This window comes from Micromonospora sp. CNZ280 (assembly GCF_011759515.1).
In genome coordinates, this window is record NZ_JAAOYP010000002.1 from 397,928 (window position 1) to 419,761 (window position 21,834).

Consider the following 21,834-nt stretch of genomic DNA (forward strand, 5'->3'; position numbering starts at 1 on the left):
CGAGTCCGATGATCGATTCGACCGTGCAACTTCCGGTGATCACGGAAGGGAAGGGGTCGCCATGAACAGAAGGAGCGAAGGCGAACAGCCTGCGGCTGACCGGGACACAGAACAGCAGAGCTTCCGTGGCCAGGCTCCCGTGACAGGGAAGCCGGCCGAGCTGCCGCCGGAGGAGATGGTCGCCTGGCGGCGACGCGCCCTGGAGCAGCAGCTACCGGCTGCCGGGTTTCCAGCGGGTTCCGGGACACCCTCGCTGGTGTATCTCTGGGTGACGATGTGCCTGGCGGCGGCCATCGTGCTGGGGTTCGCCGTCAACCATCAGCGGGGCGTGCCCCCCGCCGTGGTGGATTCGCAGCGGGACAACGTGTCGAAGGTCGCGACCAGCACGCGAATGACCATCCAGCACTCGGTCGAGGAGCTCGACCAGCGGGTCTCCACCCGGGCACCCGGGACGCCGGACCCCGAACTGCTGAAACAGGCGGTGGGCGACGGAGCCACCTGGAACGGGGCCACGATCATGGAAACGGCCAGCCGGCGCCCGCTGGCGACCCTGGGGCCGCAGCTGCCGCTCGAGCAACTGCCGCCGACACTGCCGGCCAACGTGTTCCCGGTCAGCACGGCCGACGGTCCGGCGCTGATCCGCAGCATCGTGCTGGACCAGTCGCGGACCTTGCTGGCGATGCAACCGCTCAACGTAGACGAGTTGCGGCTCAATCCCAAGGCCCGCCAGGGCGTCTTCGTGCTCACGCCGGACGGCAAGAGCACGCTGATGCAGGGGGTCAGCGCCGTCGACGAGGTCCACCTGCCGGTGGTCTTCGGCGAGCTGGCACAGTCCGACTCCAGCGAGGGCCACCCGATCAGGGTGACCGAGTGGCAGGACCGCCAGTTGGTCGTCTCGTCCGCTCCGGTGGGCAACACCGGCGTGACGCTGGCGACCCTGATCGTCGCCGAGGAGGCGGGTGGCACCTCCGCGGTCCGCGGTCTCCTGCTCGGCCTGACCCTGTTGGCGCTGGCGGTGCCGAGCTTCCTGCTGATGCGGCTGGCGCTGGTCCGTCCGGTGCGCTCACTGCTCGATCAGGCCAAGGCCAACGCCTCCGGCGCCGCCCCGGCCACGCGACATCCGCTGCGGATCGCGGAGGCGCACCGCATCGCCCGGGCGCTGGCTTCCACCTCCGGCGACACCTCGTCGACCAGCGGCTCGCGCACCCGGTGGCGGTGGCGCTGGCGGCCGACCGTGACGCAGGCCCTGGCCGTGGCCACGGTCGTAGCTCTGCTCTGGCCGGCGGCGGCGGTGGCGGCCGCCCTCGGCGCGCCCAAGCCGTCGATTCCCGACCAGCTCGTCAAGGACGAGGAGAGCCGGGCCGAGGCGGCGAGCACGATGATGGGCAAGGCGCTCAACAACGGGCTGCAGACGGTGATCCGCGTCTCGCAGACTGCCGAGTCCAGCGACCCTGCGCAGCTGACGCCGCTGCTCAAGCACGAGCTGGCCGACAAGCAGCGGTTCCGCACCCTCTACCTGATGGATTCGAGCGGATCGGTGATCAGTTCGGCCGGACGCGAGCCGCTGCGGAAGGAGCCGTTGCGGGGTGAGGCCGGCATCGACCTGGACGACAAGACCGCCCGAGTCCCGGTGGTCTACGCCTTCCGGGTCGGCTCCAACGGGGTCGCGACGGTGGGTGAGTACAACATCGACTACCTGCTGGGGATGCTGCGCGAGGTGGACGGTCAGGCCCGGATCGTGGACGAGGATCTGCGCACGGTCTTCGACTCGGAGGGCTTCCGCGCCTTCGAGGAACTGAAGGGCAGCGCCCGTGGCGCCGCGGCCGAGGCGTTGAAGGGCGGCACCGTGGGGCGGGCCGAGACGCCTGGGGGCGGTGCGGCCCTGATCGCCGCCGCCGGCCTGAACAAGCCCAACACGGTTGCTCCGCTGAAGTGGTCCCTGGTCGTGGAGCAGGACCTGGCCGGACTGCGGCTGCCGCAGAGCGACGGACGCCGGTGGACGCTGCTGGTCGCCGGCGCCGCGACCGGTGTCGTGCTGCTCAGTCAGGTGTGGCAGTACTACGTCTTCGCCCGGCCGTTGCGGCGGCTGGCGACCGAAGCCGACCGGATCCGCAGCGGCTCGGTCGAGACGCCCGTCCCGCCGCAGCGGCACGACGACATCGGGGAACTGGCCATGTGTCTGGAGGTCTGCCGTCAGGCCCGGCACACCGGCTCGGATCGGTTGGGCGGTGTGCCGCGGATACGCGGCACGGAGGACGACCCGACCGTGGTGCTCCCCGAGGTGCCAGCGCCAGCCGGTCCGGAGAGGGTCGCCCCGCCGACCGTCTATCGCGGCGGTCAACAGTCTGCCGGCCGAGACGAAGGGGATTGACGTGGCATATCTATACGTCGTATTCGTCCTTTGCTGCCTGGCTCTGCTCGTCGCCGGGATTGTCGAGCACCGCAACCACAACCGTAATCTGGACAAGATCCCGGACCGCGTGCTGGTCAACGGCATTCGCGGCAAGAGCTCCATCACCCGGCTCTGTGCCGGCGCGCTGCGCGGCGGTGGGCGGGTGGTGGTGGCCAAGACCACCGGCACGGCGGCCCGGTTCATCTTCCCGGACGCCAGCGAAGAGCCGGTGCACCGGAAGTTCGGCATCGCGAATGTGGTGGAGCAGATCGGGATCGTGCGGCGGGCCGCCGTCTACCACCCCGACGCCCTGGTCATGGAGTGCATGGCGGTGATGCCGGCGCTGCAGGAGGTCAACCAGAGCAAGCTGATCCGGTCGAACATCGGGGTGCTGTGCAACGTGCGCGAGGACCATCTCGCCGAGATGGGTCCCACCCTGGACGATGTGGCCCGGTCGCTGAGCCGGTCCATGCCGGTGGGTGGCGTCTGCATCACCGCCGAGCGGGAACGGCTGGCGATCCTGCAGGAGGAGGCCGAACGGCGCGACTGCCGCCTGATCGCGGTCGATCCCGAGTCGGTGACCGACCGCGAGATGGACGGGTTCGGGTGGATCACGTTCAAGGAGAACGTCGCCATCGCGCTGGCCGTCGCCGAACAACTGGGCGTCGACCGGCACAGCGCGCTGCGGGGCATGTGGGAGGCCCCGCCCGACCCCGGTGTGCTGTCCGTGGCGCGGGTGATGCACGGCAGCAAGCGGATGCGGTTCGCCAACATCTTCGCCGCCAACGATCCCGAGTCCACCTTCATGAACATCCAGCAACTGGAGAATCAGCACCTCATCACCCGTCCGCTGACGATGGTGGTCAACTGCCGGCCGGACCGGATCGAGCGCAACGGGCAGATGGGTGAACTCAGCGGCCGGGTGCGACCGGAGAAGATCGTTCTCATCGGCGAGGTGACCAAGAGCGCGCGGACGAGCGTGCCGTCGGAGCTTCAGGACCGGGTGGTCGACATCGGCGGCAAGCTCGCCCCTGACCGCCTGCTGGAGGGCGTGATGGCGGAGACGCCCGCCGACTCCTCGATCGTCGCCGTGGGGAACATCCACGGGCAGGGCGAGGTCCTGATCCACAAGCTGGCGGAACTGCCGGGCTGGACCTGCGAGGACGGGTCTCCATCGGCCTCCACGCTTCGTACGCCGACCGGAGAAAGGATTCAGCGATGACCTTCGGCGGAGAACTCAGCGCCCAACTGGCCACCGCGAGCCTCGGGATCGGCCTGGTGTTCGCGCTGCTGTGCTATCTGACCACGAACCTCTCGCCGGGCGGCATGATCACGCCCGGGTGGATCGCCCTGACGCTCATCGAGGATCAACTGCAGGCGGTGATCATCGCCGGGATGACCGTGCTCACCTACCTGCTCACCCTGCTGATGCAACGGGTGGTGATCCTCTACGGCAAGCGGCTGTTCGCGGCGATCGTGCTACTCAGCGTCCTGTTGCAGCTGACCCTGTTCGTCATCGTCCAACGTGACCTTCCGCTGCTGTTCGCCCACCAGACGCTGGGCTTCGTCATCCCTGGGCTCATCGCGTACCAGCTCGTGCGGCAGCCGCCGAAGGCCACCATCATGGCGACCGTCATCGTCACCGCCATCACGTTCGGGGTCGCGTACAGCGGCGTCGTGGCCGGTTTCGTGCCGGTGACCTGACCGCAGCCCAGAGCCGAGTCGCGAAAGGAGACGCGGGCATGAAGTACTGGACGTACCTGCGCAGACGGACCGTACTTCTGACTACCGGCGTGTTCGTCCTGCTGCTCGCCGCCGGCGCGGGTACCTACGCGGTGGTGCTGCCGTCGCCGGCGGACCAGACGGAGATCACCCTGGGCACGGGCATGCCGTCCCAGGGCCCGACCCGCGGCACGTCCGGGTACACCTACCAGCGCCTGACGGAGCCTGATCGCACGGAGATCATCGACTCGTCGGGAGAGCCCGTCGCGACCATGACCGACGGCGCGCGGACCGTGCAGATCTACGGTCCGCTCCGGACGTTCGAGGAACCGCGCTTCACCGCCGCCAAGGTCGAGACCAACGTCTGGGTCCGCCTCGCACCACAGGCGTGGCGGGCGGGCGCCGAACAGGAGCAGTGGTTCATCGACTGGCTAGAGGGGGTGCGCAACGACCGCTCGCCGGACGTGCTGGCGATCGCCTTCGAATATGTCGACGGTGCCCCGGCGAAGAAGGACAACCAGGGACAGCAGTATTCCGGCGACGCGTCGTTCGGGCCACCGGACCCGCTGGATCCCGACGGCCGGGCCGAGCGCTCGGACTTCTACGACTACCTCCAGGTCCCGTGGTCGTTCCCGGACGGTAAGAACGAAATGCCCGACCCCGAACGCGCCCTGGCGCTGGACTGCTCCGGCTATCTGCGGATGGTCTACGGGCACCGGCTCGGATTTCCGCTGCTCGGCACCAACAACCCCGGTGACGGGCTGCCGCGCCGCGCGTACGCGATGGCCGAGGTGGGCCCAGGGGTCGCCCTGACACGCAACACCGGTCAGCGAGCCCGCGGCATCGACCGTCTGCTCCCCGGCGACCTGTTGTTCTTCAACGCGCAGCCGGTACCGAGCCGGCAGATCGACCACTCCGGCATCTACCTCGGCCTCGATGACAGCGGCCACCACCGGTTCGTCTCCAGCCGTTCGCAGACGGACGGCCCGACCATGGGAGACCTCTCCGGCGAACCCATCCTCGACGGCATGGGCTACTGGCCGGACCGGTGGCGCACCGCCCGCCGGATCTGAGCCGCCCATCGGGCAGCAGCGGGACCTCGGCTACAGGTCCCCGCCGCCGGTCGGCATGCCGCCCGGTAGTTCGCCCGCGGCCGGTCGGGTGTCGCACGGCGATGCCCAACCGGCCCGGCTGGCTGTTGGCAGGTGGTTGAGCGGCGCACAGCGCAGCTGCTCGACCGCCTGCTGCCCGCTACCCGGCCAGGCCGGCACGCCGCGGCTGCCCGACGGGCCGCTCAGCCGGTCGGCCGCCGTCTCGCCGGCTGAGGCCTACCCACGTCCGCAGCGGCACCGCGGCGGTCGCCGCGCCGGCCAGGATCCGGCCGGAGCCGCAGGGGGCGGCAGCGAGGATCGAGGCGGGCGCGGTGGCCCGCTCGCGGGCCGACGAACCCAACCGGGAACGGTCGTCCTCGGCGCTGGCGCCAACCGCCGGCTGGGAGCGGTCCCGGAGGCTGCCGGGGGCGGTGCGGATGCGTCGGCAACCGACGGGGGCGCCCGGCGGAGGAGCAGTGTAGTACCAACCGCACGGGCTCGCGGGCGTTTTCACGAACCTGGGCCGGGTAATCATTCCGCGAGAGAGCCGGGAAGCCAATCGAGAGCCCGGGAACCGGGAGCGTCCGGAAACAGCGACACCTCCGGCGTACCGCGGGTGTTCCGCTACTGCGGTGCATGCGCTCCCGATCCCAGCGGCATCAACCCCGATGGGAGCTTCACGATGAACTCGATCTTCCGCAAGAGCGCGCTGTCGGTTGCCGGTCTGCTGATGACCGGTGGAGCCGTCGCCGTTCCGGCGATCGCCGCCGAGACCGCGCCAGCGAAACCGGCCGTCGCGGTGCAGGCGGAGGAGCCCCCTGGTCAGGACAAGAAGGTGCTCGACCACGAGTACCAGCGGCAGCCGAACTCGTACTACTGCGCTCCGGCGGCGACCCGGATCGCCCTGTCCACGCAGGGTAAGACCCCGAGTCAGCGCGAGGTGGCGGAGAAGCTGGGCACCACCAAGGCCGGTACCCAGTCGGCCGACGACACCACCCGCGTCCTCAACGAGATGACCGGCGGCGGCTACGAGACCACCGAGATCGACGGCCCTACCGCCGAGCCGGCACAGGTCGATGAGCTGCGCGTCGACGTGGTCGAGGCGGTCGACGGCAAGCGGGGCGTGGTGGCCAACACCATGGGCACCGCCGTCGACACCGAGGGCCGGCGACACTCGTTCCCCGGCGGACACTACGTGACCATCATCGGTTACCGCGACAACGGTGAGGTGGTGCAGATCGCCGACCCGTACGACCCGAAGAAGCACTACTGGATGAGCGACGACAAGGTGGCCACCTGGATCGCGGAGCGCGGCTACTCCAGCTGACGCCGCGTGGCATGGTCGTGGCCCGGGCTCCCGGCGGGGAGCCCGGGCCACGGCTTTCGCGCGCTCGACGCTCGGCGCCCCAGCCGTCCGTCGTCAGGCGGCGGTGCGGTCGGCGCTCGGGCGGCGCCGGCGGGCCGGATCGGTCAGCGCCGGCGGGGGTGTCGGCCGGGCCGGGTCAGGGCACCGGCTCCGGTCCGTCCGCCGGGGACGCGGTCAGCGGCAGCAGCACCCGGAAGGTGGTGGCGCCGGCGCTCGACTCGACCCGGATGTCGCCGTGGTGCTTGTGGACCACGATCCGGTACGAGATGTCCAGCCCCAGGCCGGTACCGGTGCCGACTGGTTTGGTGGTGAAGAACGGCTCGAAGATGCGCGGACGCACGTCCGGTGGGATGCCCGGTCCGGTGTCGGCGATCTCCACCGCGAGCAGGTCGCCGTCCCGCCCGGTCCGGACGGTCAGCGTGCCCTTCTCCCCCATCGCGCCGAGCGCGTTGTCGATCAGGTTGGTCCAGACCTGGTTGAGCTCCGCCGCGTACGCCGGGACCGGCGGGAGGCCGCGGTCGTACTCCTTGACCAGCCGAACCCCGGCGGGCAGCTTGCCCTTGAACATCACCAGGGTGGCGTCGAGCAGGTCGTGCACGTCCACCACCTGGTACGGCGCCCGGTCCAGCTGCGAGTACTGCTTGGCCGCGCCGACCAGGCCGGAGATCCGGGTGACCGCGTCGCCGATCTCCCGCATCAACAGCTCGGTCTCGACCGTGTAGGTCAGCCACCGGACGGCGGCCGCCAGGTCCGCCGTGCCCACCGCCGCCCGCACCCGGGCCAGCCACGCCTCGTCCAGCCCGCTGGCGACCAGGGTCGGCGCCAGGTCCCAGCCGGCGCCGACCTGGTGCTCCGCCAGCCAGTCGGCCAGGGCGTCCTCGGCGTCCGCGGCGGCCATCGGGCTCAGCTGCGGCGCGGCGGCCACCCGGGCGACCGCCTCCTCCTGGAGTTCCACGAGCGTGTGCAGCGCCCGCCCGTCGAGCCGCCCGTCGGCGATCATGGCGAGCTTGTGCCGCATCCCGGCCACCCGGTCGCGCAGCACCGAGGTGGCCCGGACCGCGGCGGCCGCCGGGTTGTTCAGCTCGTGGGTCAGCCCCGCCGACAGGGAACCCAGCGCCAGCAGCCGTTCCCGCTCGCCGACGATGGTCTGCGCGTCCCGCATCCCGAAGAAGAGCCCCTCCAGCAGGTGCATCGCCATCGGGAACCAGGACCGCACGGCGTGCGCGAAGCGCTCCGCGGGGAGCACGAAGAACTCCGCGTCGGCGACCGCCCGCAGGCTGTTGCGGTAGACCTGCTCGGCCTGGTCGTCGAGGTACGCCTGGGTCGCGCCGCCGTACACCCCGCGCTGGCCGGTCCGGGTCACCACCACCTCGTCGCCGTGCACCCGCCGGCTCAGCGTGACCGCCCCGGTGAGCAGGACGAAGAAGCAGGTCGCCGGCTCGCCCTCGGCGTAGACGACGGTGCCGGCGGCGCGCCGCTCCACCCGGCCGTGCTCGGCCAGCCAGTCGAGCTGCCCGTCGTCGAGCGCCTCGAACAGGAACAGGGTGCGCAGCTGCTCGGGGGTCAGCCGGTCGGTCGGGGTGCTCACTGCGCCTCCAGGTAGCGGTGCACCAGCGAGACGGCCATCGCGCCCTCGCCGACCGCGGAGGCGACCCGCTTCACCGACTGGGCCCGGACGTCGCCGGCGGCGAAGACGCCGGGCACGCTGGTCTCCAGGTGGTACGGATCGCGCGACAGCGCCCAGCCCGGCGGCCGTCGTCCGTCGGTGACCAGGTCGGGCCCGGTGACCACGAAGCCCCGCCGGTCCCGGACCAGCACCCCGTCCAGCCACTCGGTACGCGGCTCCGCCCCGATGAAGATGAACAGCCAGGACGCGTCCACCGTGCGGGTATCGCCGCTGCGGGTGTCGCAGAGGGTGAGCCGTTCCAGGTGGCCGCTGCCGGCTCCGCCGGCCACCACGGTGTGCGGGTGCACGAGGACGTTCTCGATCCGGTCGAGCTGGTCGATCAGGTAACGCGACATCGAGGCGGTGAGGTCCGCACCACGGATCAGCAGGTGCACCCGCGCGGCGTACCGGGAGAAGTGCACCGCCGCCTGGCCGGCCGAGTTGGCCCCGCCCACTATGTAGACGTCCTGCGCCACGCAGCTCGGCGCCTCGGTGGCGGTGGAGCCGTAGAAGACGCCCTGCCCGGTGAACTCGGCCAACCCCGGTGCGTCGAGCACCCGGTAGGACACCCCGGTGGCCAGCACCACGGTGTGCGCGGCGATCTCGGTGCCGTCGCCGAAGCGCAGCAGCCGGGCCGAGCCGGCCTCGGCCAGCCCCACCACCTCCCGCGTGCTGAGCAGCTCGGCGCCGAACTTCAACGCCTGCCGGCGGGCCCGGTCGGTGAGCTGCGCGCCGGAGACCCCGTCGGGAAAGCCGAGGTAGTTCTCGATCCGGCTGCTCTGCCCGGCCTGCCCGCCGGTGGCCCGGCGTTCGACCAGCACCGTCCGCAACCCTTCGGAGGCGCCGTACACCGCCGCACCGAGGCCGGCCGGGCCGCCACCGACCACCACCAGGTCGTAGAAGTCGGCAGCGGGCACCACGGTGAGCCCGGCCAGCCCGGCCAGCTCCGCCTCGGTCGGAGCGATCAACGCCTTGCCCTCGCCGGTGACGACCAGCGGCAGGTCCGTCTCGGTCGCCCCGGCCGCGGCGAGCAGCCGGACGCCCTCCGGGTCGTCGGCCAGCAGCCAGCGGAACGGGACCAGGTTGCGGGCGAGAAAGTCGCGCACCGCGAACGACGGGGCCGACCAGCGGTGCCCGACCACCCGGATCTCGGTCGTCGTGGCGTCCGGGCTGGCCGCCCACGCCTCCAGCAGCGTGTCCACCACCGGGTACAGCTTCTCCTCCGGCGGATGCCACGGCTTGAGCAGGTAGTGGTCCAGGTCGACCAGGTTGATCGCGTCGATCGCGGCGTCGGTGTCCGCGTACGCGGTGAGCAGCACCCGGCGGGCGGCCGGGAACAGGTCCATCGCGGCCTCGAGGAACTCGATGCCGGTCATCTCCGGCATCCGGTGGTCGGCCAGCAGCACGGCCACCTGCTCGCCCCGGAGCTTGATCTCCCGCAGCGCGGTCAGCCCGTCCGCGCCGGAGGCCGCCCGGACCACCCGGTACCGGTCGCCGTAGCGGCGGCGCAGGTCACGGGCGACCGCGCGGGACACCGCCGGGTCGTCGTCGATGCTCAGGATCACCGGGTTCGCCATGGCGTGATCCAACCACCCGCCGGCCCGGCGACGCACCACCGCCGGGAGCGCGGACGTCGGCCGCACCGTGCGGCGGCGCGGTTGACCTGCGCCAGGACGGGTAGACGGCTCCGACGCCAGGTGGCTGGCGGCACCGGGGCCGGCAGCGGCCGGAGACGTCTCGGGGGGCCGATGTCCGATGGACCGGCGACGTCGTACGACGTCGTGGAGCTGCGGGTGCACGGGGTGTCCGGCGCGGGCGCGGACCAGGTGCTGGACCGGCCGAACGTGAGGCAGGTGGCCGGGGACCGCAGCGGCGGCTTCTTCCGGCCGCGGCCCGGATACCCGGACACCCGGGGGTCGGCCGGGGTGGTGCTGGAGGCGTACCGCTGGAGCGACCTGCCGTCGGGCACCGCGATCCGGACGCTGTCGCTGGTCTTCCTGCTGCCCTTCATGCTCTGCAACGTGGCGATCTGGATGCGCCCACGCGGCCTGGGCCGGAGCGAACTGGTGATCAAGGCGTTGTGCCGGGTGCTGGCGCTCTCGCTGACCGCCCTGTACGTGCTCTCCACCGTCGGGGTGGCGCTGGACCTGGTCGCCTGGCGGTGCCTGGCGTCGCCGCAGTGTCTCGCCGAGCGCACCTGGCTGTCCTGGCTCGGCGGCCGGCCGGCGGGCCTGCGGCTGGCGGTGCTCTCGATCGTCCCGGTCGCCGCGATCGGCCTGGTCTGGCGGCTGGGCGCCCGCCCGGGTCGCAACTTCGACGCGTTCCGGGCACCGCACGCCACCACGACCGTGCACCAGCTCAGCGCCGTGGGCCAGTGGGACGCGGCGCCGCTGGTCGGGCGGCTGCGGTCGGTCCACGTCGCTGTCGCGTTCGGCACGCTGGACGCCGCCCTGCTCACCGCGCGGGCCCGGGCGGGCGCCGCCCCGGCCACCGTCGTGCTCGCGGTGGCCACCGGCGCGATGCTGGTGGCCTGTCTCGTGCTGGTCTGCGCGCATCCGGCGATCGACCAGACCGACGTGGGCCGGCGGGTCGACCGGGTGGCCCGCTGGCTACGGTTCACCGCCAGCGGCCTCACCGTGCTGGTCCTCGTCGTGGTGGCGGCGCACCCGGCGCCCTGGCCCGCCGCGGCCGGCCTGCCCGGGCACGGGGAGATGGTCACGTACCTGCTGGTCTTCCAGACCCTCCTGCTCGCCGGGCTCGGGGCGCTGGTGTTGTGGCTACGGGTTCGGCACAGCGGCTGGCGGCGTCGCGGCCGCCACGGCGGCGGGCCGCTGCGCGGGCTGGGCGCCCCGATCATCGCGGCCGCCGCGACCGGCCTGGCGGTGGCGTTCTCGGCCGAGTTGGTCTACCGGGCGGCGGACTTCCTCGACCGCAACGAGCCGACCGCGGACCGGGTGGCGCTCAGCCCGCCGCTGATGTACAAGTGGGCGATCTTCGGCTTCTTCCTCGCGGTGCTCGCCATGCTGCTCGCCGCCGCGCTGGTCACCGTGCTCACCCGCCGCCGCCGGCTGCGCGCCGCCGCGGTGACCGTCGCCCGGGACTTCCCCGACGCCCCGCCCGAGGCCGCGGCCCGGCTGCGGCAGGTCACCCGGGCGATCGCGCGGGCCCGGTTCACCGAGCGGTTGGAACCGCTCGCCGCGGTGTACGCCTGCCTGATCGCGCTCGGCATGGCCACCAGCGTCCTCGGGCTGCTCGACATCCATCCGGGCGCCTTCGTCGAGCGGTACCTCGGGGTGCCGGCCGACATGGTCAACTTCGGCATCGGCATCGGCAGCTACGTGGTCGCGGCGGTGGTGCTCGTCCTGGTGGTGGGTGGCATCTTCGCCTACCGGACGGCCGAGTTCCGCCGGTACATCGGGGTGGTGTGGGACCTGGGCACCTTCTGGCCGCGAGCGGCCCATCCGTTCGCCCCGCCCTGTTACGCCGAGCGGGCCGTGCCGGAGTTGAGCCGGCGGATCACCTACCTCGCCGAGAGCGGCGTCGGGGTGCTGCTGGCCGGGCACAGTCACGGCTCGGTGCTGCTCGCCGCGACCGTGCTCCAACTGCCGGCGCACGTCAGCGACCGGGTGGCCCTGTTGACGTACGGGTCGCCGCTGCGCCGGCTCTACACCCGGCTCTTCCCCGAGTACGTCAACCCCGACGTGCTGCGCGAGGTGGGCGACCGGGTCGGCTGGCGGTGGCTGAACCTGTGGCGCGACACCGACCAGATCGGCAGCTGGATCTTCTCCCCGCACCGCCCCGGCGAGCCGCCGGCGCTACCCGGCCCGGCGGGCACGGTCGACCGGCGGCTGCGCGACCCGTGGGACGTGGTGCCCCCGCCCAGCGACAGTGTCCCGCCGCCGATTCTCGGGCACTGGCCCGGCGAGTCCGACGAACGCTTCGCCGAGGCGGTGCGGGAACTGGCCGAGCGGCTGCGCCGGCAGGCGTACCGCTGACCGGCGGATTCCCGGTGGCCCGGGCGCGCCGGTCCGCCCGGCGGTCAGGCCCGCCCGGCCGGCACGGCGGCGGTCACCTCCACCTCGATCAGCGCGTCGGGCAGGAAGAGCCGGCTCACCTCCACCGTCGTGCTGGCCGGCGGCGGCACGGCGGTGAAGAGCCGGCGCCGGACCGCGGCGTAGCCGGGCAGGTCGCCGAGGTCGGTGAGGTACGTCCGGATGTGCAGCACGTCGGCCAGGGTCGCGCCGTGTGCGGCCAGCACACCACCGACGATCTCGAAGATCCGCTCGGACTGCGCGACGATGTCGCCCGTCCCGACCACCGCGCCGGCGTCGTCGACGGCGACCTGGCCGGCGAGCACGAGCAGGGCGCCGCCGCCGGGCAGGTCGAGGCGGGCCAGGTGGGCGAAGCGGTCGCCGAACGGGGCCGCGACGGTGCTCGGGTTGTCGAGGGTGAGCTTCACAGGTACTCCCGGGTGACGAGGGTGGCGATGTCGGCGGTGGGATCGGGGGCGGCGGCCAGTGTGGTCCGGGCCGCGTGGACGAGGGGTGCCGGCGCGCCGGCGAGGGCGTCCCGCACCAGGTCGAGGTCCTTGCCGGCGAGCGCGACCGGGAAATCGGCGTCCGGCGCGGTGGCCCGGGCGAGCGCCCCGGCGAGTGGCCCGCCGGCCAGCGCGTCCAGCGCGGTCCGGGGGTCGACGCCGACCGCGCCGGCCACCGCGAGCGTGTCGGCCAGCCCGGTGACCGCGACCAGCAGCGCGGTGTTGAGCACCAGCTTCAGCGCCGCGCCGCTGCCGAGGTCGCCGCAGTGCCGGACGCTGCCGAGCGCGGCGAGCACGGGGGTGACCCGCTCCACCACCGGGGTGGGGCCGCCGGCGAACACCCGCAGCCGGCCGGCCCGGGCGGCGGCCACGCTGCCGCCGACCGGGGCGTCGACCAGATCGACCGCCGGGGGCAGCCGGCGGGCCAGGTCCCGGACCGCGGCCGGGCCGATGGTCGACATCTCGACGAGGCAGGCGCCCGGAGCCAGCGCCGCCGCCGCGCCGTCCGGACCGGACAGCACCGCCTCGACGGCGGTCGCGTCGGTGAGCATGGTGACGACGACGGCGGCCCGACGGACGGCGCCGGCCGGGGAGTCGGCCACCCGGGCGCCGGCGTGCCGGAGCGGGGCGGTACGGGCGGCGGTGCGGTTCCACACGGTCACCGGGTGACCGGCGTCGAGCAGCCGTTGGGCGATCGACGCGCCCATCCGGCCGGTGCCGAGTACGGCGATCTCTGTCATGCCGGCAACGGTAGGAGCGGCGAAGCGATGCGACCAACGAATGTTGCAGATGCCCGACATGCCCGTACCGCATGGCAGCGGGGTAGCCTGCCGGTCATGCAGTCGCACGCCCTCGACGTGTTCCGCACGGTGGCCCGGCACGGGTCGATCACCGCCGCGGCGCGGGAACTCCGGTACACCCAGTCGGCGGTGTCCCGGCAGATCGCCGCGCTGGAGGCCGACCTCGGGGTGACGCTCTTCGACCGGCTGCCCCGCGGAGTGGCGCTGACCGAACCGGGGCGGTGCCTGCTGCCGCACGCGGAGGCGGTGCTGGCGCGGCTGGACACCGTGCACCGCGAGCTGGACGCGCTGCGCGGGCTGGGCGCCGGCCGGCTCCGGGTCGGGGCGTTCCCCACCGCGATGGCGGCCCTCGTGCCCCGCGCGCTGGCCGCGTTCCGGGCCGCCCACCCGCGGGTGGCGCTCTCCCTGGTCGAGGGGCGGACGCCGGCCCTGCTGGAGCGGCTGCTCGCCGGCGACGCGGATGTGGCGGTGGTGACCGCGCCGCCGGACCAGCCGCTGGACGCCGGCCGGTTCGACCTGCGCCACCTGCTCGACGAGCGGCTGCTGGTGGCGGTGCCCCGGGACCACCGGCTGGCCCGGCGGCGCACGGTACGCCTGGCCGAACTGGCCGACGACTCGTTCGTCACCGGCTCGACCGGCGCCGACGATCCGTTGATGCGGGCCGCCATGCCGCCCGGCTTCCGGCCCCGCATCGACATCGTGGCCGCCGACTGGACCGGCAAGCTGGGCTGCGTGGCGGCCGGGCTGGGCGTCGCGCTGGTGCCCGCGCTGGCCGTCCGGGCCGCCCCGGCCGACCTGGCGCTGCTCCGGCTGCACCCCGACGACGCCCCGGTCCGGCAGGTGTACGCGGCCACCGTCGCCGGGCGGCACCGGTCACCCGCGGTCGACCGGCTGCTCGACGGCCTCACCGCCCAGGCCCGGGCCGGCTGACCGGCGGCTATCCTTCGGCCGGTGGACCGGTCCCGGCAGGAACGCACCCTGATCGCCTCAACAAGCGGGCGCGGCACGACTACACCGTGCTCAAGACGTACGAGGCGGGGATCGTGCTGGCCGGCACCGAGGTGAAGTCGCTGCGCGAGGGCCGGGCGTCGCTGGTCGACGCGTTCGCCCAGGAGCGCGACGGCGAGCTGATGCTGTACGGCCTGCACATCGCCGAGTACGGCTTCGGCAGCTGGACCAACCACGCGCCGCGGCGGACCCGCAAGCTGCTGCTGCGCCGGGTGGAGATCGACCGGATCCGGGAGAAGGTCCGCGAGGGCGGCCTGACCCTGGTGCCGCTGTCGATGTACTTCTCGAACGGGTGGGCGAAGGTCGAGCTCGCCCTGGCCAAGGGCCGCCGGTCGTACGACAAGCGGCAGGCGCTGGCCGAGCGGGACGCCAACCGGGAGATCGCCCGGGAACTGGGCCGCCACCTCAAGGGCCGGACCCGGCGCTGACCGCCCGGCAGACCTCGTCCCCGTACCCCCACCACGGCCCGGCCGCACGCGGGCGCCGCCGCGCCGCCGCCCGTCACGCGCTGTCGAAGCGACGCGCCGGAACTGTTGACGTCCTCGTCGTCCCTGTGGTGTCCTCAGGGCACATCGGTAATGGAAACCGTGTTCATTGCCAGTCAACGTCCAGGACCGCGAAGGAGATGCCATGTCGCTCACCGTCCCGCCCGCCCTGCTCGACGCCGCCGAGCGCGGCCCGGTCGACGACGCCGAGTTCGTCGCCTGCGTCCGCGACTCCCTGCCGTACGCCTTCGAGACCGTGCGCCGGGTGGTGGCCGAACTGGAGGCCACCGGCGCCGACCAAGCCGACGACGCCGTCCCGCCGCCCACCGAGGCCGAACGCGGCCAGTTGCTGCGGGCCCTGGCCAGCGACGCGATCCGGGGCGGCCTGGAGCGGCACTTCAACGTCCGGCTCGCCTTCCAGAACTGCCACCGGGTGGCCGCGTTCCGCCCGGCCGCGGTCGACTCCGCGGCGTACCGAGGTTTCGTCTCGGCCCGGGGCCAACTGCTCAACCAGTCCCCCGAGTTGCGCAACTGCTGACCGCCGTCCGGTCGGGACGCCCCGCGCCCGCCGGGGCGTCCCGACAACACTCGCAGGTGCGAGGTGCTGTGGTCAGTCGGCCAGCGATCTGCGGCCAATCGGGCCGGTGCTGGTTCGCAGATGCGTCCGTTACGGTGAGCCGGTGACGAGGTTCCGGATCGGGGAGGCGGCCGAACTGCTCGGCGTCAGCCCGGACACCGTTCGCCGGTGGATCGACGGTGGCCGGCTCGCCGCCGTCCGCGACGAGCACGGCCACCGGGTGGTCGACGGTGTCGACCTGGCCGCGTACGCCCGGTCGCAGGCGGCCGACCCGGACGACCGCTCGGACGCCTCCTCAGCCCGCAACCGGCTGCGCGGCATCGTGGTCAACGTCGTCAAGGACACCGTGATGGCGCAGGTCGACATTCAGGCCGGGCCGTTCCGGATCGTGTCACTGATGAGCCGGGAGGCGGTTGACGAACTCGACCTGCGGGTCGGCGCGGTGGCGGTAGCGGTGATCAAGTCGACCACCGTGGTGGTGGAGCGCGGTGGGCCGGCCGGCGCCGGCCGGGGACGGGGTGCGGCGTGAGGCGGGCGCGGGCCGTCCTGGCCGGGGCCGCGGTGGCCGCCCTGGTCGCCGCGTGCGGCGGCGACCCGACCACCGGTCCGGCCGACGCGACCGGCGGGGTCACCGGCACGGTGAGCGTCTTCGCGGCCGCGTCACTGACCGAGTCCTTCACCCGGATCGGCCGGGACTTCGAGGCCGCCCACCCAGGCACCACGGTGGTCTTCAACTTCGCCGGCAGCTCCGCGCTCGCCACCCAGATCAACCAGGGCGCGCCGGCCGACGTGTTCGCCTCGGCCGCCGCCCGCACCATGGCCACCGTCACCGGGGCCGGCAACGCCGACGGCACGCCGGTCGCCTTCACCCGCAACCAGCTGGTCATCGCTGTTCCGGCCGGCAACCCGAAGGGCATCACCGGCCTCGCCGACCTGGCGGACCCGGACGTGAAGGTCGCGCTCTGCGCCGACCAGGTGCCGTGCGGCGCGGCCGCCCGCAGCGCGCTCGACGCCGCGACGGTGGCGCTCACCCCGGTCACCCTGGAACAGGACGTGAAGGGGGCGCTGTCCAAGCTGACCCTCGGCGAGGTCGACGCCGCCCTGGTCTACCGCACGGACGCCCGGGCCGCCGCGGCGACGGTGACCGGCGTCGAGTTCCCGGAGTCCGCCCGGGCCGTCACCGACTACCCGATCGTCACGCTCGGCGACGCGCCGAACCCGGCGGGCGGGCGGGCGTTCGTCGAGTACGTCCGCGCCGGCCCGGCGCAGGCGGTGCTCGCCGAGGCCGGGTTCCAGGCACCGTAGCGCCGATGCCCCGCACCGACACCGCGCCCCCGCCACGCGCCAGGCCACCCCGGGCGCGCCCGAACATCCCGGTCGCGCTGCTGCTGCCGGCGGCACTCGGGCTGGTCTTCCTGACCCTGCCGCTGGTCGGGCTGCTGGCCCGTACGCCCTGGGCCGACCTGCCGGAGCGCCTCGCCGCACCCGGCGTGCTCACCGCGCTGCGGCTGTCGCTGCAGACCGCCACCCTGGCCACCCTGCTCTGCCTGCTGCTCGGGGTGCCGCTGGCCTGGCTGCTGGCCCGGGTCGAGTTCCCCGGGCGGCGGCTGGTCCGCGCCCTGGTCACCGTGCCGCTGGTGCTGCCGCCGGTGGTCGGCGGGGTGGCACTGCTGCTGGTCTTCGGCCGGCGGGGCCTGCTCGGCGGCTGGCTCGACGCGACGTTCGGCATCACCCTGCCGTTCACCACCGCCGGCGTGGTGCTCGCCGAGGCGTTCGTCGCGATGCCGTTCCTGGTCATCGCCGTCGAGGGCGCGCTGCGCGGGGCGGACCAGCGCTACGAGGAGGCGGCCGCCACCCTCGGAGCCGGGCGGTGGACCACCTTCACCCACGTCACCCTGCCCCTGGTGGCGCCCGGGCTGGCCGCCGGAGCGGTGCTCTGCTGGGCCCGGGCGCTCGGCGAGTTCGGCGCCACCATCACCTTCGCCGGCAACTACCCGGGCCGGACCCAGACCATGCCGCTGGCGGTCTACCTGGCGCTGGAGACCGACCTGGAGGCGGCTGTGGTGCTCAGCCTGATCCTGCTCACGGTCTCGGTGGCCATCCTCGCCGCCCTGCGCGACCGGTGGATCACCAGCCCATGACCGCCGCGCTGCTCGACGCCCGCCTCGTCGCCGACCGGGGCACGTTCCACCTCGACGTGCCGCTACGGATCGCCGCCGGCGAGGTGGTCGCGCTGCTCGGCCCGAACGGCGCCGGCAAGACCACCGCGCTGCGCGCCCTCGCCGGTTTGCATCCGCTGACCGACGGGCACGTCACGCTGGCCGGCGTGGACCTGGACCGCCCCCGGCGCCGGCTGCGTACGCCGACCGAGCGCCGGCCGGTCGGCGTGGTCTTCCAGGACTACCTGCTCTTCCCGCACCTCAGCGCGCGGGACAACGTGGCCTTCGGGCTGCGCCGGCACGGCGTCGACCGGCGCGCCGCCCGGCGGGCGGCCCTCGACTGGCTCGACCGGGTGGGGCTGGCCGAGCACGCGCACCGGCGGCCCCGGCAGCTCTCCGGCGGGCAGGCCCAGCGGGTGGCGCTGGCCCGGGCGCTCGCTGTCACGCCATCGCTGCTGCTGCTGGACGAACCGCTCGCCGCGCTGGACGCGCGGACCCGGCTGGACACCCGTGCCGAGCTGCACCGGCACCTGGCCGCCCACCCGGGGGCGACGCTGCTGGTCACCCACGACCCGCTGGACGCGCTGGTGCTGGCCGACCGGCTGGTCATCGTGGAGGACGGCCGGGTGGTGCAGGAGGGCGACGCCGCCGCGGTGACCGCGCGGCCGCGCACCGACTACGTGGCCCGGCTGGTCGGGCTGAACCTGCACCGGGGGAAGGCGGACGGGCACGTCGTGCGGGTCGCCGACGAGCTCGCGCTCACCGTCGCCGAGTGCCTCGACGGGGATGCCTTCGTGGCGTTCCGGCCGGCGGCGGTGGCCCTGCACCCGGACCGCCCCGAGGGCAGCCCCCGCAACACCTGGCCGGCCCGGGTGAGCGGGGTGCAGCGCCACGGCGACAACCTGCGGGTGCAGTTGGACGGCCCGATCGTGGTGGCCGCGGACGTCACCCCGGCGGCCGCCGCCCAGCTGCGCCTGGCGCCCGGGCAGCCGGTCTGGGCGGCGGTGAAGGCCGCCGAGACCCATGCCTACCCGGCCAGCGGCTGACCCCGTCGACTGGTCGGACCCGGGCGATCCGGGCCCGGGCGGCGACCGCCGACCTGGGGCGGGCGTTCCGCGGCGGCCGACGACGCGGCCGTGGCGTCAGCGGGGCAGCAGGTCGGCGTGCGCGGCCCGCAGCCGGGTCAGCCGGGGATCGCTGCCCGGTACGACCCGGCGATCCAGCTCGGCCCAGGCCTCGGCGAGCGCGGTGCGGACCGCGTGCAGCTCGGCGGCGTGCCGCCGGCCGCTCTGCCGGTGCAGGTCGTCGAGGCGGCGCGCCCAGCCGGCGGTGACCTCGGCGAGCCGGTCGGCGTCGGCGCGGGCCTGGGCGGCGGTGCGGGCGGCGGCGGCCGGCACGATCGCGGCCACCGGGCGGGCGTCGCGGTCGCGGGTGAGCACGGTGACGGTGTCGGTCAGCTCGGCGAGCGCGACGAGCTGGGTCAGCCGGGTGCGCGCCTCGCGCAGGGGCAGCGAGCGCGGCTGGGCCGGCGGCGGGGTGCGGGCGGGGACAGCCATGGATGCATGGTGACCGCCGGGTACGACAAATCCCCCGCCGGACGTCCGGGATGGACGGATGGTCGGCGGGGGCCGGTCGCCACACGCCGCCCCGGCGTCGGGTCACCTGCGCCGGGCGGACCCGCGGCACCGAGGGCCGGACGGGGGCTGGACATCTACAGTTAACAATCCTAATAATTGTGCATCCGTCGATCCGACGGCCCTCGAACCGGGAGGTCCGGATGCGTCGCCCTGCCCGAAACCTGTTGCTGGCCATGGTCGCGGCCCTCACCACCGCCGCCGCCACCACGCTCGTCCTGGCCACCCCGGCGCGAGCCGCCGGCCCGACTGCCACCTTCGTCAAGACCGCCGACTGGGGCACCGGTTGGGAGGGCAGATACACCATCACCAACGCAGGCACCGGCACGATCAACGGCTGGCAGGTCGCCTTCACCCTGCCGGCCGGCACCACGCTCGGGTCGTACTGGGACGCCACGGTGAGCAGTTCCGGCCAGCGGCACACCTTCACCAACCGGTCGTGGAACGGCACCGTCGCGCCCGGCGCCTCGGTCTCGTTCGGGTTCCTGGCCACCGGCTCCGGCTCCCCCACCGACTGCACCCTCAACGGCGCGCCGTGCGGCGGCGGCACCCCGACCAGCCCGCCGACGACGCCGCCGCCCACCAGCACCCCACCGCCGACGACCCCGCCGCCCACCACACCGCCACCCCCCGGTGGGCTGCCCAAGCACGCGCTGATCGGCTACCTGCACGCCAGCTTCGCCAACGGCTCCGGCTACCTGCGGATGGCCGACGTGCCGGCCGACTGGGACATCATCAACCTGGCCTTCGGCGAACCCACCTCGGTCACCTCCGGCGACATCCGCTTCCAGCTCTGCCCGGCGGCCGAGTGCCCGGGCGTCGAGACCGAGGCCGAGTTCATCGCCGCGATCCGCGCCAAGCAGCAGCAGGGCAAGAAGGTGCTGCTCTCCATCGGCGGGCAGAACGGCCAGGTGCAGCTCACCACTACCGCCGCCCGGGACACCTTCGTCCGGTCCGTCTCGGCGATCATCGACCGGTACGGACTGAACGGGCTGGACATCGACTTCGAGGGGCACTCGCTCTACCTGAACGCCGGCGACACCGACTTCCGCAACCCCACCACGCCGGTGATCGTCCACCTGATCTCCGCGATCCGCGCGCTGAAGCAGCGGTACGGGGCGAACTTCGTGCTCACCATGGCTCCGGAGACGTTCTTCGTCCAGCTCGGCTACCAGTTCTACGGGCCAGGGCCGTGGGGCGGGCAGGACCCACGCGCCGGGTCGTACCTGCCGGTGATCCACGCGCTGCGTGACGACCTGACCGTGCTGCACGTGCAGGACTACAACTCCGGACCGATCGTCGGGCTGGACAACCAGTACCACACGATGGGCGGGGCCGACTTCCACATCGCGATGACCGACATGCTGCTCGCCGGGTTCCCGGTGGCCGGCAACCCCAACGCCGTCTTCCCGCCGCTGCGCGAGGACCAGGTCGCCTTCGGCGCGCCTGCCTCGGTCAGCGCCGGCAACGGCTACGTCGCCCCGGCCGGCGTGCAGGCGGCGGTGAGCTGCCTGGTACGCGGCCAGAGCTGCGGGTCGTACACCCCGCGCAGCGGCACCAATCCCGACTTCCGCGGCCTGATGACCTGGTCGATCAACTGGGACCGCTACTACAACTGGGAGTTCCGGCTGAACCACGGCCCGTTCCTGAAGGCGCTGCCCTGACCGGCGACCCCGCTCGCCGGCCGCGCCGCCCACCATCGGACCTGCGATGGGCGGCGCGGCGCGGGCCGGCCGCACGACGGCGTCCAGGCCGGACCGGACGCCCCGGTCAGGGGACGGGGTGCTCGCCCACGTCCGATCCGGTGCGCCACTCGTGGGCCAGCACCGACCACACCTCGATGTCGACGCGCCGCCCGGCCGAACCGGGGTAGACCTGCCGCAGCGTCCCGTCGTGGTGCATCCCGAGCCGGCGGGCGACCGCGATGCTGCGCGCGTTCTCGGCGTTGGTCCGCCACTCCACCCGCTGGATGCCCCGCTCCCGCACCGCCCAGTCGACGATCCGGCCGACCGCCCGGCTGATCAGGCCGCGCCCCTCGGCGCCCGGTTCCAGCCAGCAGCCCGCCTCGGCCACGCCGACCGGCACGTCGAACGAGACGAACATGACACCGCCGACCAGGCTGCCGGACCGCCAGATGCCCCAGATGCCGCCCGCGTCCCGCGCCCAGCGATCGGCGTAGCGCTGCAGGACGGCGCGGGCCGAGGGCAGGTCGGTGGCCACGAAGGACGGCGACACCCAGGGCGCGATGTGCTCGCGGGCCCGGTCCAGGTGGGCCAGAAACTCCTCGGCCAGCCACGGATCGAGCGGACGCAGCTCGGCGTCCTCGGTGAGGGGCAGGGCGAACACGGAACCTCCGTCGCGTGCGGGACAGGTCGCCCCTGATCTTGCCGCCGGCCG

20 protein-coding genes are annotated in these 21,834 nt (G+C 73.6%); 14 read left to right on the forward strand and 6 right to left on the reverse strand.

Annotated features, from left to right (window positions below):
* Positions 1–139: 139 nt before the first annotated feature.
* From FHX32_RS16885 to FHX32_RS16905, 5 genes are all read left to right on the forward strand, one after another.
* On the forward strand, positions 140–2,371 hold the full coding sequence (locus FHX32_RS16885; protein ID WP_486481143.1) for a HAMP domain-containing protein: 2,232 nt from the start codon (positions 140–142) through the stop codon (positions 2,369–2,371).
* Between the two features lies 1 nt (position 2,372).
* Positions 2,373–3,614, forward strand: a complete 1,242-nt coding sequence (pgsB, locus tag FHX32_RS16890; RefSeq protein ID WP_167183740.1) for a poly-gamma-glutamate synthase PgsB — start codon at positions 2,373–2,375, stop codon at positions 3,612–3,614.
* On the forward strand, positions 3,611–4,096 hold the full coding sequence (locus tag FHX32_RS16895; RefSeq protein ID WP_088993458.1) for a poly-gamma-glutamate biosynthesis protein PgsC/CapC: 486 nt from the start codon (positions 3,611–3,613) through the stop codon (positions 4,094–4,096). The genes pgsB and FHX32_RS16895 overlap by 4 nt, the downstream gene beginning before the upstream one ends.
* A gap of 38 nt (positions 4,097–4,134) precedes the next feature.
* Complete coding sequence (locus tag FHX32_RS16900; RefSeq protein ID WP_167183743.1) at positions 4,135–5,187, forward strand: NlpC/P60 family protein; 1,053 nt, start codon at positions 4,135–4,137, stop codon at positions 5,185–5,187.
* A gap of 700 nt (positions 5,188–5,887) precedes the next feature.
* Positions 5,888–6,532 (forward strand): C39 family peptidase, encoded by a 645-nt coding sequence (locus FHX32_RS16905; RefSeq protein ID WP_167183746.1) that lies wholly within the window; start codon positions 5,888–5,890, stop codon positions 6,530–6,532.
* A gap of 175 nt (positions 6,533–6,707) precedes the next feature.
* On the opposite strand, the gene FHX32_RS16910 is transcribed toward FHX32_RS16905, so the two are convergent.
* The gene (locus FHX32_RS16910) at positions 6,708–8,159 is read right to left on the reverse strand and encodes an ATP-binding protein (protein WP_167183749.1); all 1,452 of its coding nucleotides are present in this window, start codon (positions 8,157–8,159) and stop codon (positions 6,708–6,710) included.
* The gene (locus FHX32_RS16915) at positions 8,156–9,814 is read right to left on the reverse strand and encodes an NAD(P)/FAD-dependent oxidoreductase (protein ID WP_167183752.1); all 1,659 of its coding nucleotides are present in this window, start codon (positions 9,812–9,814) and stop codon (positions 8,156–8,158) included. Before FHX32_RS16915 ends, FHX32_RS16910 begins: the two co-directional genes overlap by 4 nt.
* Before the next feature lie 171 nt (positions 9,815–9,985).
* Between FHX32_RS16915 and FHX32_RS16920 the strand changes: the two genes are divergently transcribed.
* Positions 9,986–12,232, forward strand: coding sequence for a hypothetical protein (locus FHX32_RS16920; protein ID WP_167183755.1), 2,247 nt, complete (start codon positions 9,986–9,988; stop codon positions 12,230–12,232).
* A gap of 44 nt (positions 12,233–12,276) precedes the next feature.
* Here FHX32_RS16920 and FHX32_RS16925 read toward each other — a convergent pair whose 3' ends face one another.
* The gene (locus FHX32_RS16925) at positions 12,277–12,696 is read right to left on the reverse strand and encodes a RidA family protein (protein ID WP_167183758.1); all 420 of its coding nucleotides are present in this window, start codon (positions 12,694–12,696) and stop codon (positions 12,277–12,279) included.
* Positions 12,693–13,514 carry an NAD(P)-dependent oxidoreductase gene (locus FHX32_RS16930; protein WP_167183761.1) on the reverse strand — a complete coding sequence of 274 codons (822 nt, stop codon included), beginning with the start codon at positions 13,512–13,514 and terminating at the stop codon, positions 12,693–12,695. The genes FHX32_RS16925 and FHX32_RS16930 overlap by 4 nt, the downstream gene beginning before the upstream one ends.
* A 96-nt stretch (positions 13,515–13,610) precedes the next feature.
* On the opposite strand from FHX32_RS16930, the gene FHX32_RS16935 reads away from it, so the two are divergent.
* The 7 genes from FHX32_RS16935 (at position 13,611) to FHX32_RS16965 (ending at position 18,849) form a co-directional block, all read left to right on the forward strand.
* Positions 13,611–14,504: a LysR family transcriptional regulator gene (locus FHX32_RS16935; RefSeq protein WP_167183764.1), complete on the forward strand. Its 894-nt coding sequence runs from the start codon at positions 13,611–13,613 to the stop codon at positions 14,502–14,504.
* Between the two features lie 86 nt (positions 14,505–14,590).
* Positions 14,591–15,010, forward strand: coding sequence for an SsrA-binding protein SmpB (gene smpB, locus FHX32_RS16940; protein ID WP_486481144.1), 420 nt, complete (start codon positions 14,591–14,593; stop codon positions 15,008–15,010).
* Positions 15,011–15,212: 202 nt separating this feature from the next.
* A complete protein-coding gene (locus tag FHX32_RS16945; RefSeq protein WP_167183767.1) occupies positions 15,213–15,605 on the forward strand; it encodes an SCO5389 family protein in 393 nt (130 codons plus the stop codon).
* A gap of 142 nt (positions 15,606–15,747) precedes the next feature.
* Positions 15,748–16,173, forward strand: coding sequence for a helix-turn-helix transcriptional regulator (locus FHX32_RS16950; protein ID WP_167183770.1), 426 nt, complete (start codon positions 15,748–15,750; stop codon positions 16,171–16,173).
* A complete protein-coding gene (modA, locus tag FHX32_RS16955) occupies positions 16,170–16,949 on the forward strand; it encodes a molybdate ABC transporter substrate-binding protein (protein ID WP_167183773.1) in 780 nt (259 codons plus the stop codon). Before FHX32_RS16950 ends, modA begins: the two co-directional genes overlap by 4 nt.
* Positions 16,950–16,954: 5 nt before the next feature.
* Complete coding sequence (locus tag FHX32_RS16960; protein WP_167183775.1) at positions 16,955–17,785, forward strand: ABC transporter permease; 831 nt, start codon at positions 16,955–16,957, stop codon at positions 17,783–17,785.
* Positions 17,782–18,849, forward strand: coding sequence for an ABC transporter ATP-binding protein (locus FHX32_RS16965; protein ID WP_167183778.1), 1,068 nt, complete (start codon positions 17,782–17,784; stop codon positions 18,847–18,849). Before FHX32_RS16960 ends, FHX32_RS16965 begins: the two co-directional genes overlap by 4 nt.
* A gap of 96 nt (positions 18,850–18,945) precedes the next feature.
* Here the strand turns inward: FHX32_RS16965 and FHX32_RS16970 are convergent, their stop codons facing one another.
* Positions 18,946–19,359, reverse strand: coding sequence for a type II toxin-antitoxin system Phd/YefM family antitoxin (locus FHX32_RS16970; RefSeq protein WP_167183780.1), 414 nt, complete (start codon positions 19,357–19,359; stop codon positions 18,946–18,948).
* 242 nt (positions 19,360–19,601) lie between these two features.
* Between FHX32_RS16970 and FHX32_RS16975 the strand changes: the two genes are divergently transcribed.
* Positions 19,602–21,101, forward strand: coding sequence for a cellulose binding domain-containing protein (locus FHX32_RS16975; RefSeq protein WP_167186034.1), 1,500 nt, complete (start codon positions 19,602–19,604; stop codon positions 21,099–21,101).
* A gap of 106 nt (positions 21,102–21,207) precedes the next feature.
* Here FHX32_RS16975 and FHX32_RS16980 read toward each other — a convergent pair whose 3' ends face one another.
* The gene (locus tag FHX32_RS16980; RefSeq protein ID WP_167183782.1) at positions 21,208–21,783 is read right to left on the reverse strand and encodes a GNAT family N-acetyltransferase; all 576 of its coding nucleotides are present in this window, start codon (positions 21,781–21,783) and stop codon (positions 21,208–21,210) included.
* Positions 21,784–21,834: the final 51 nt, after the last annotated feature.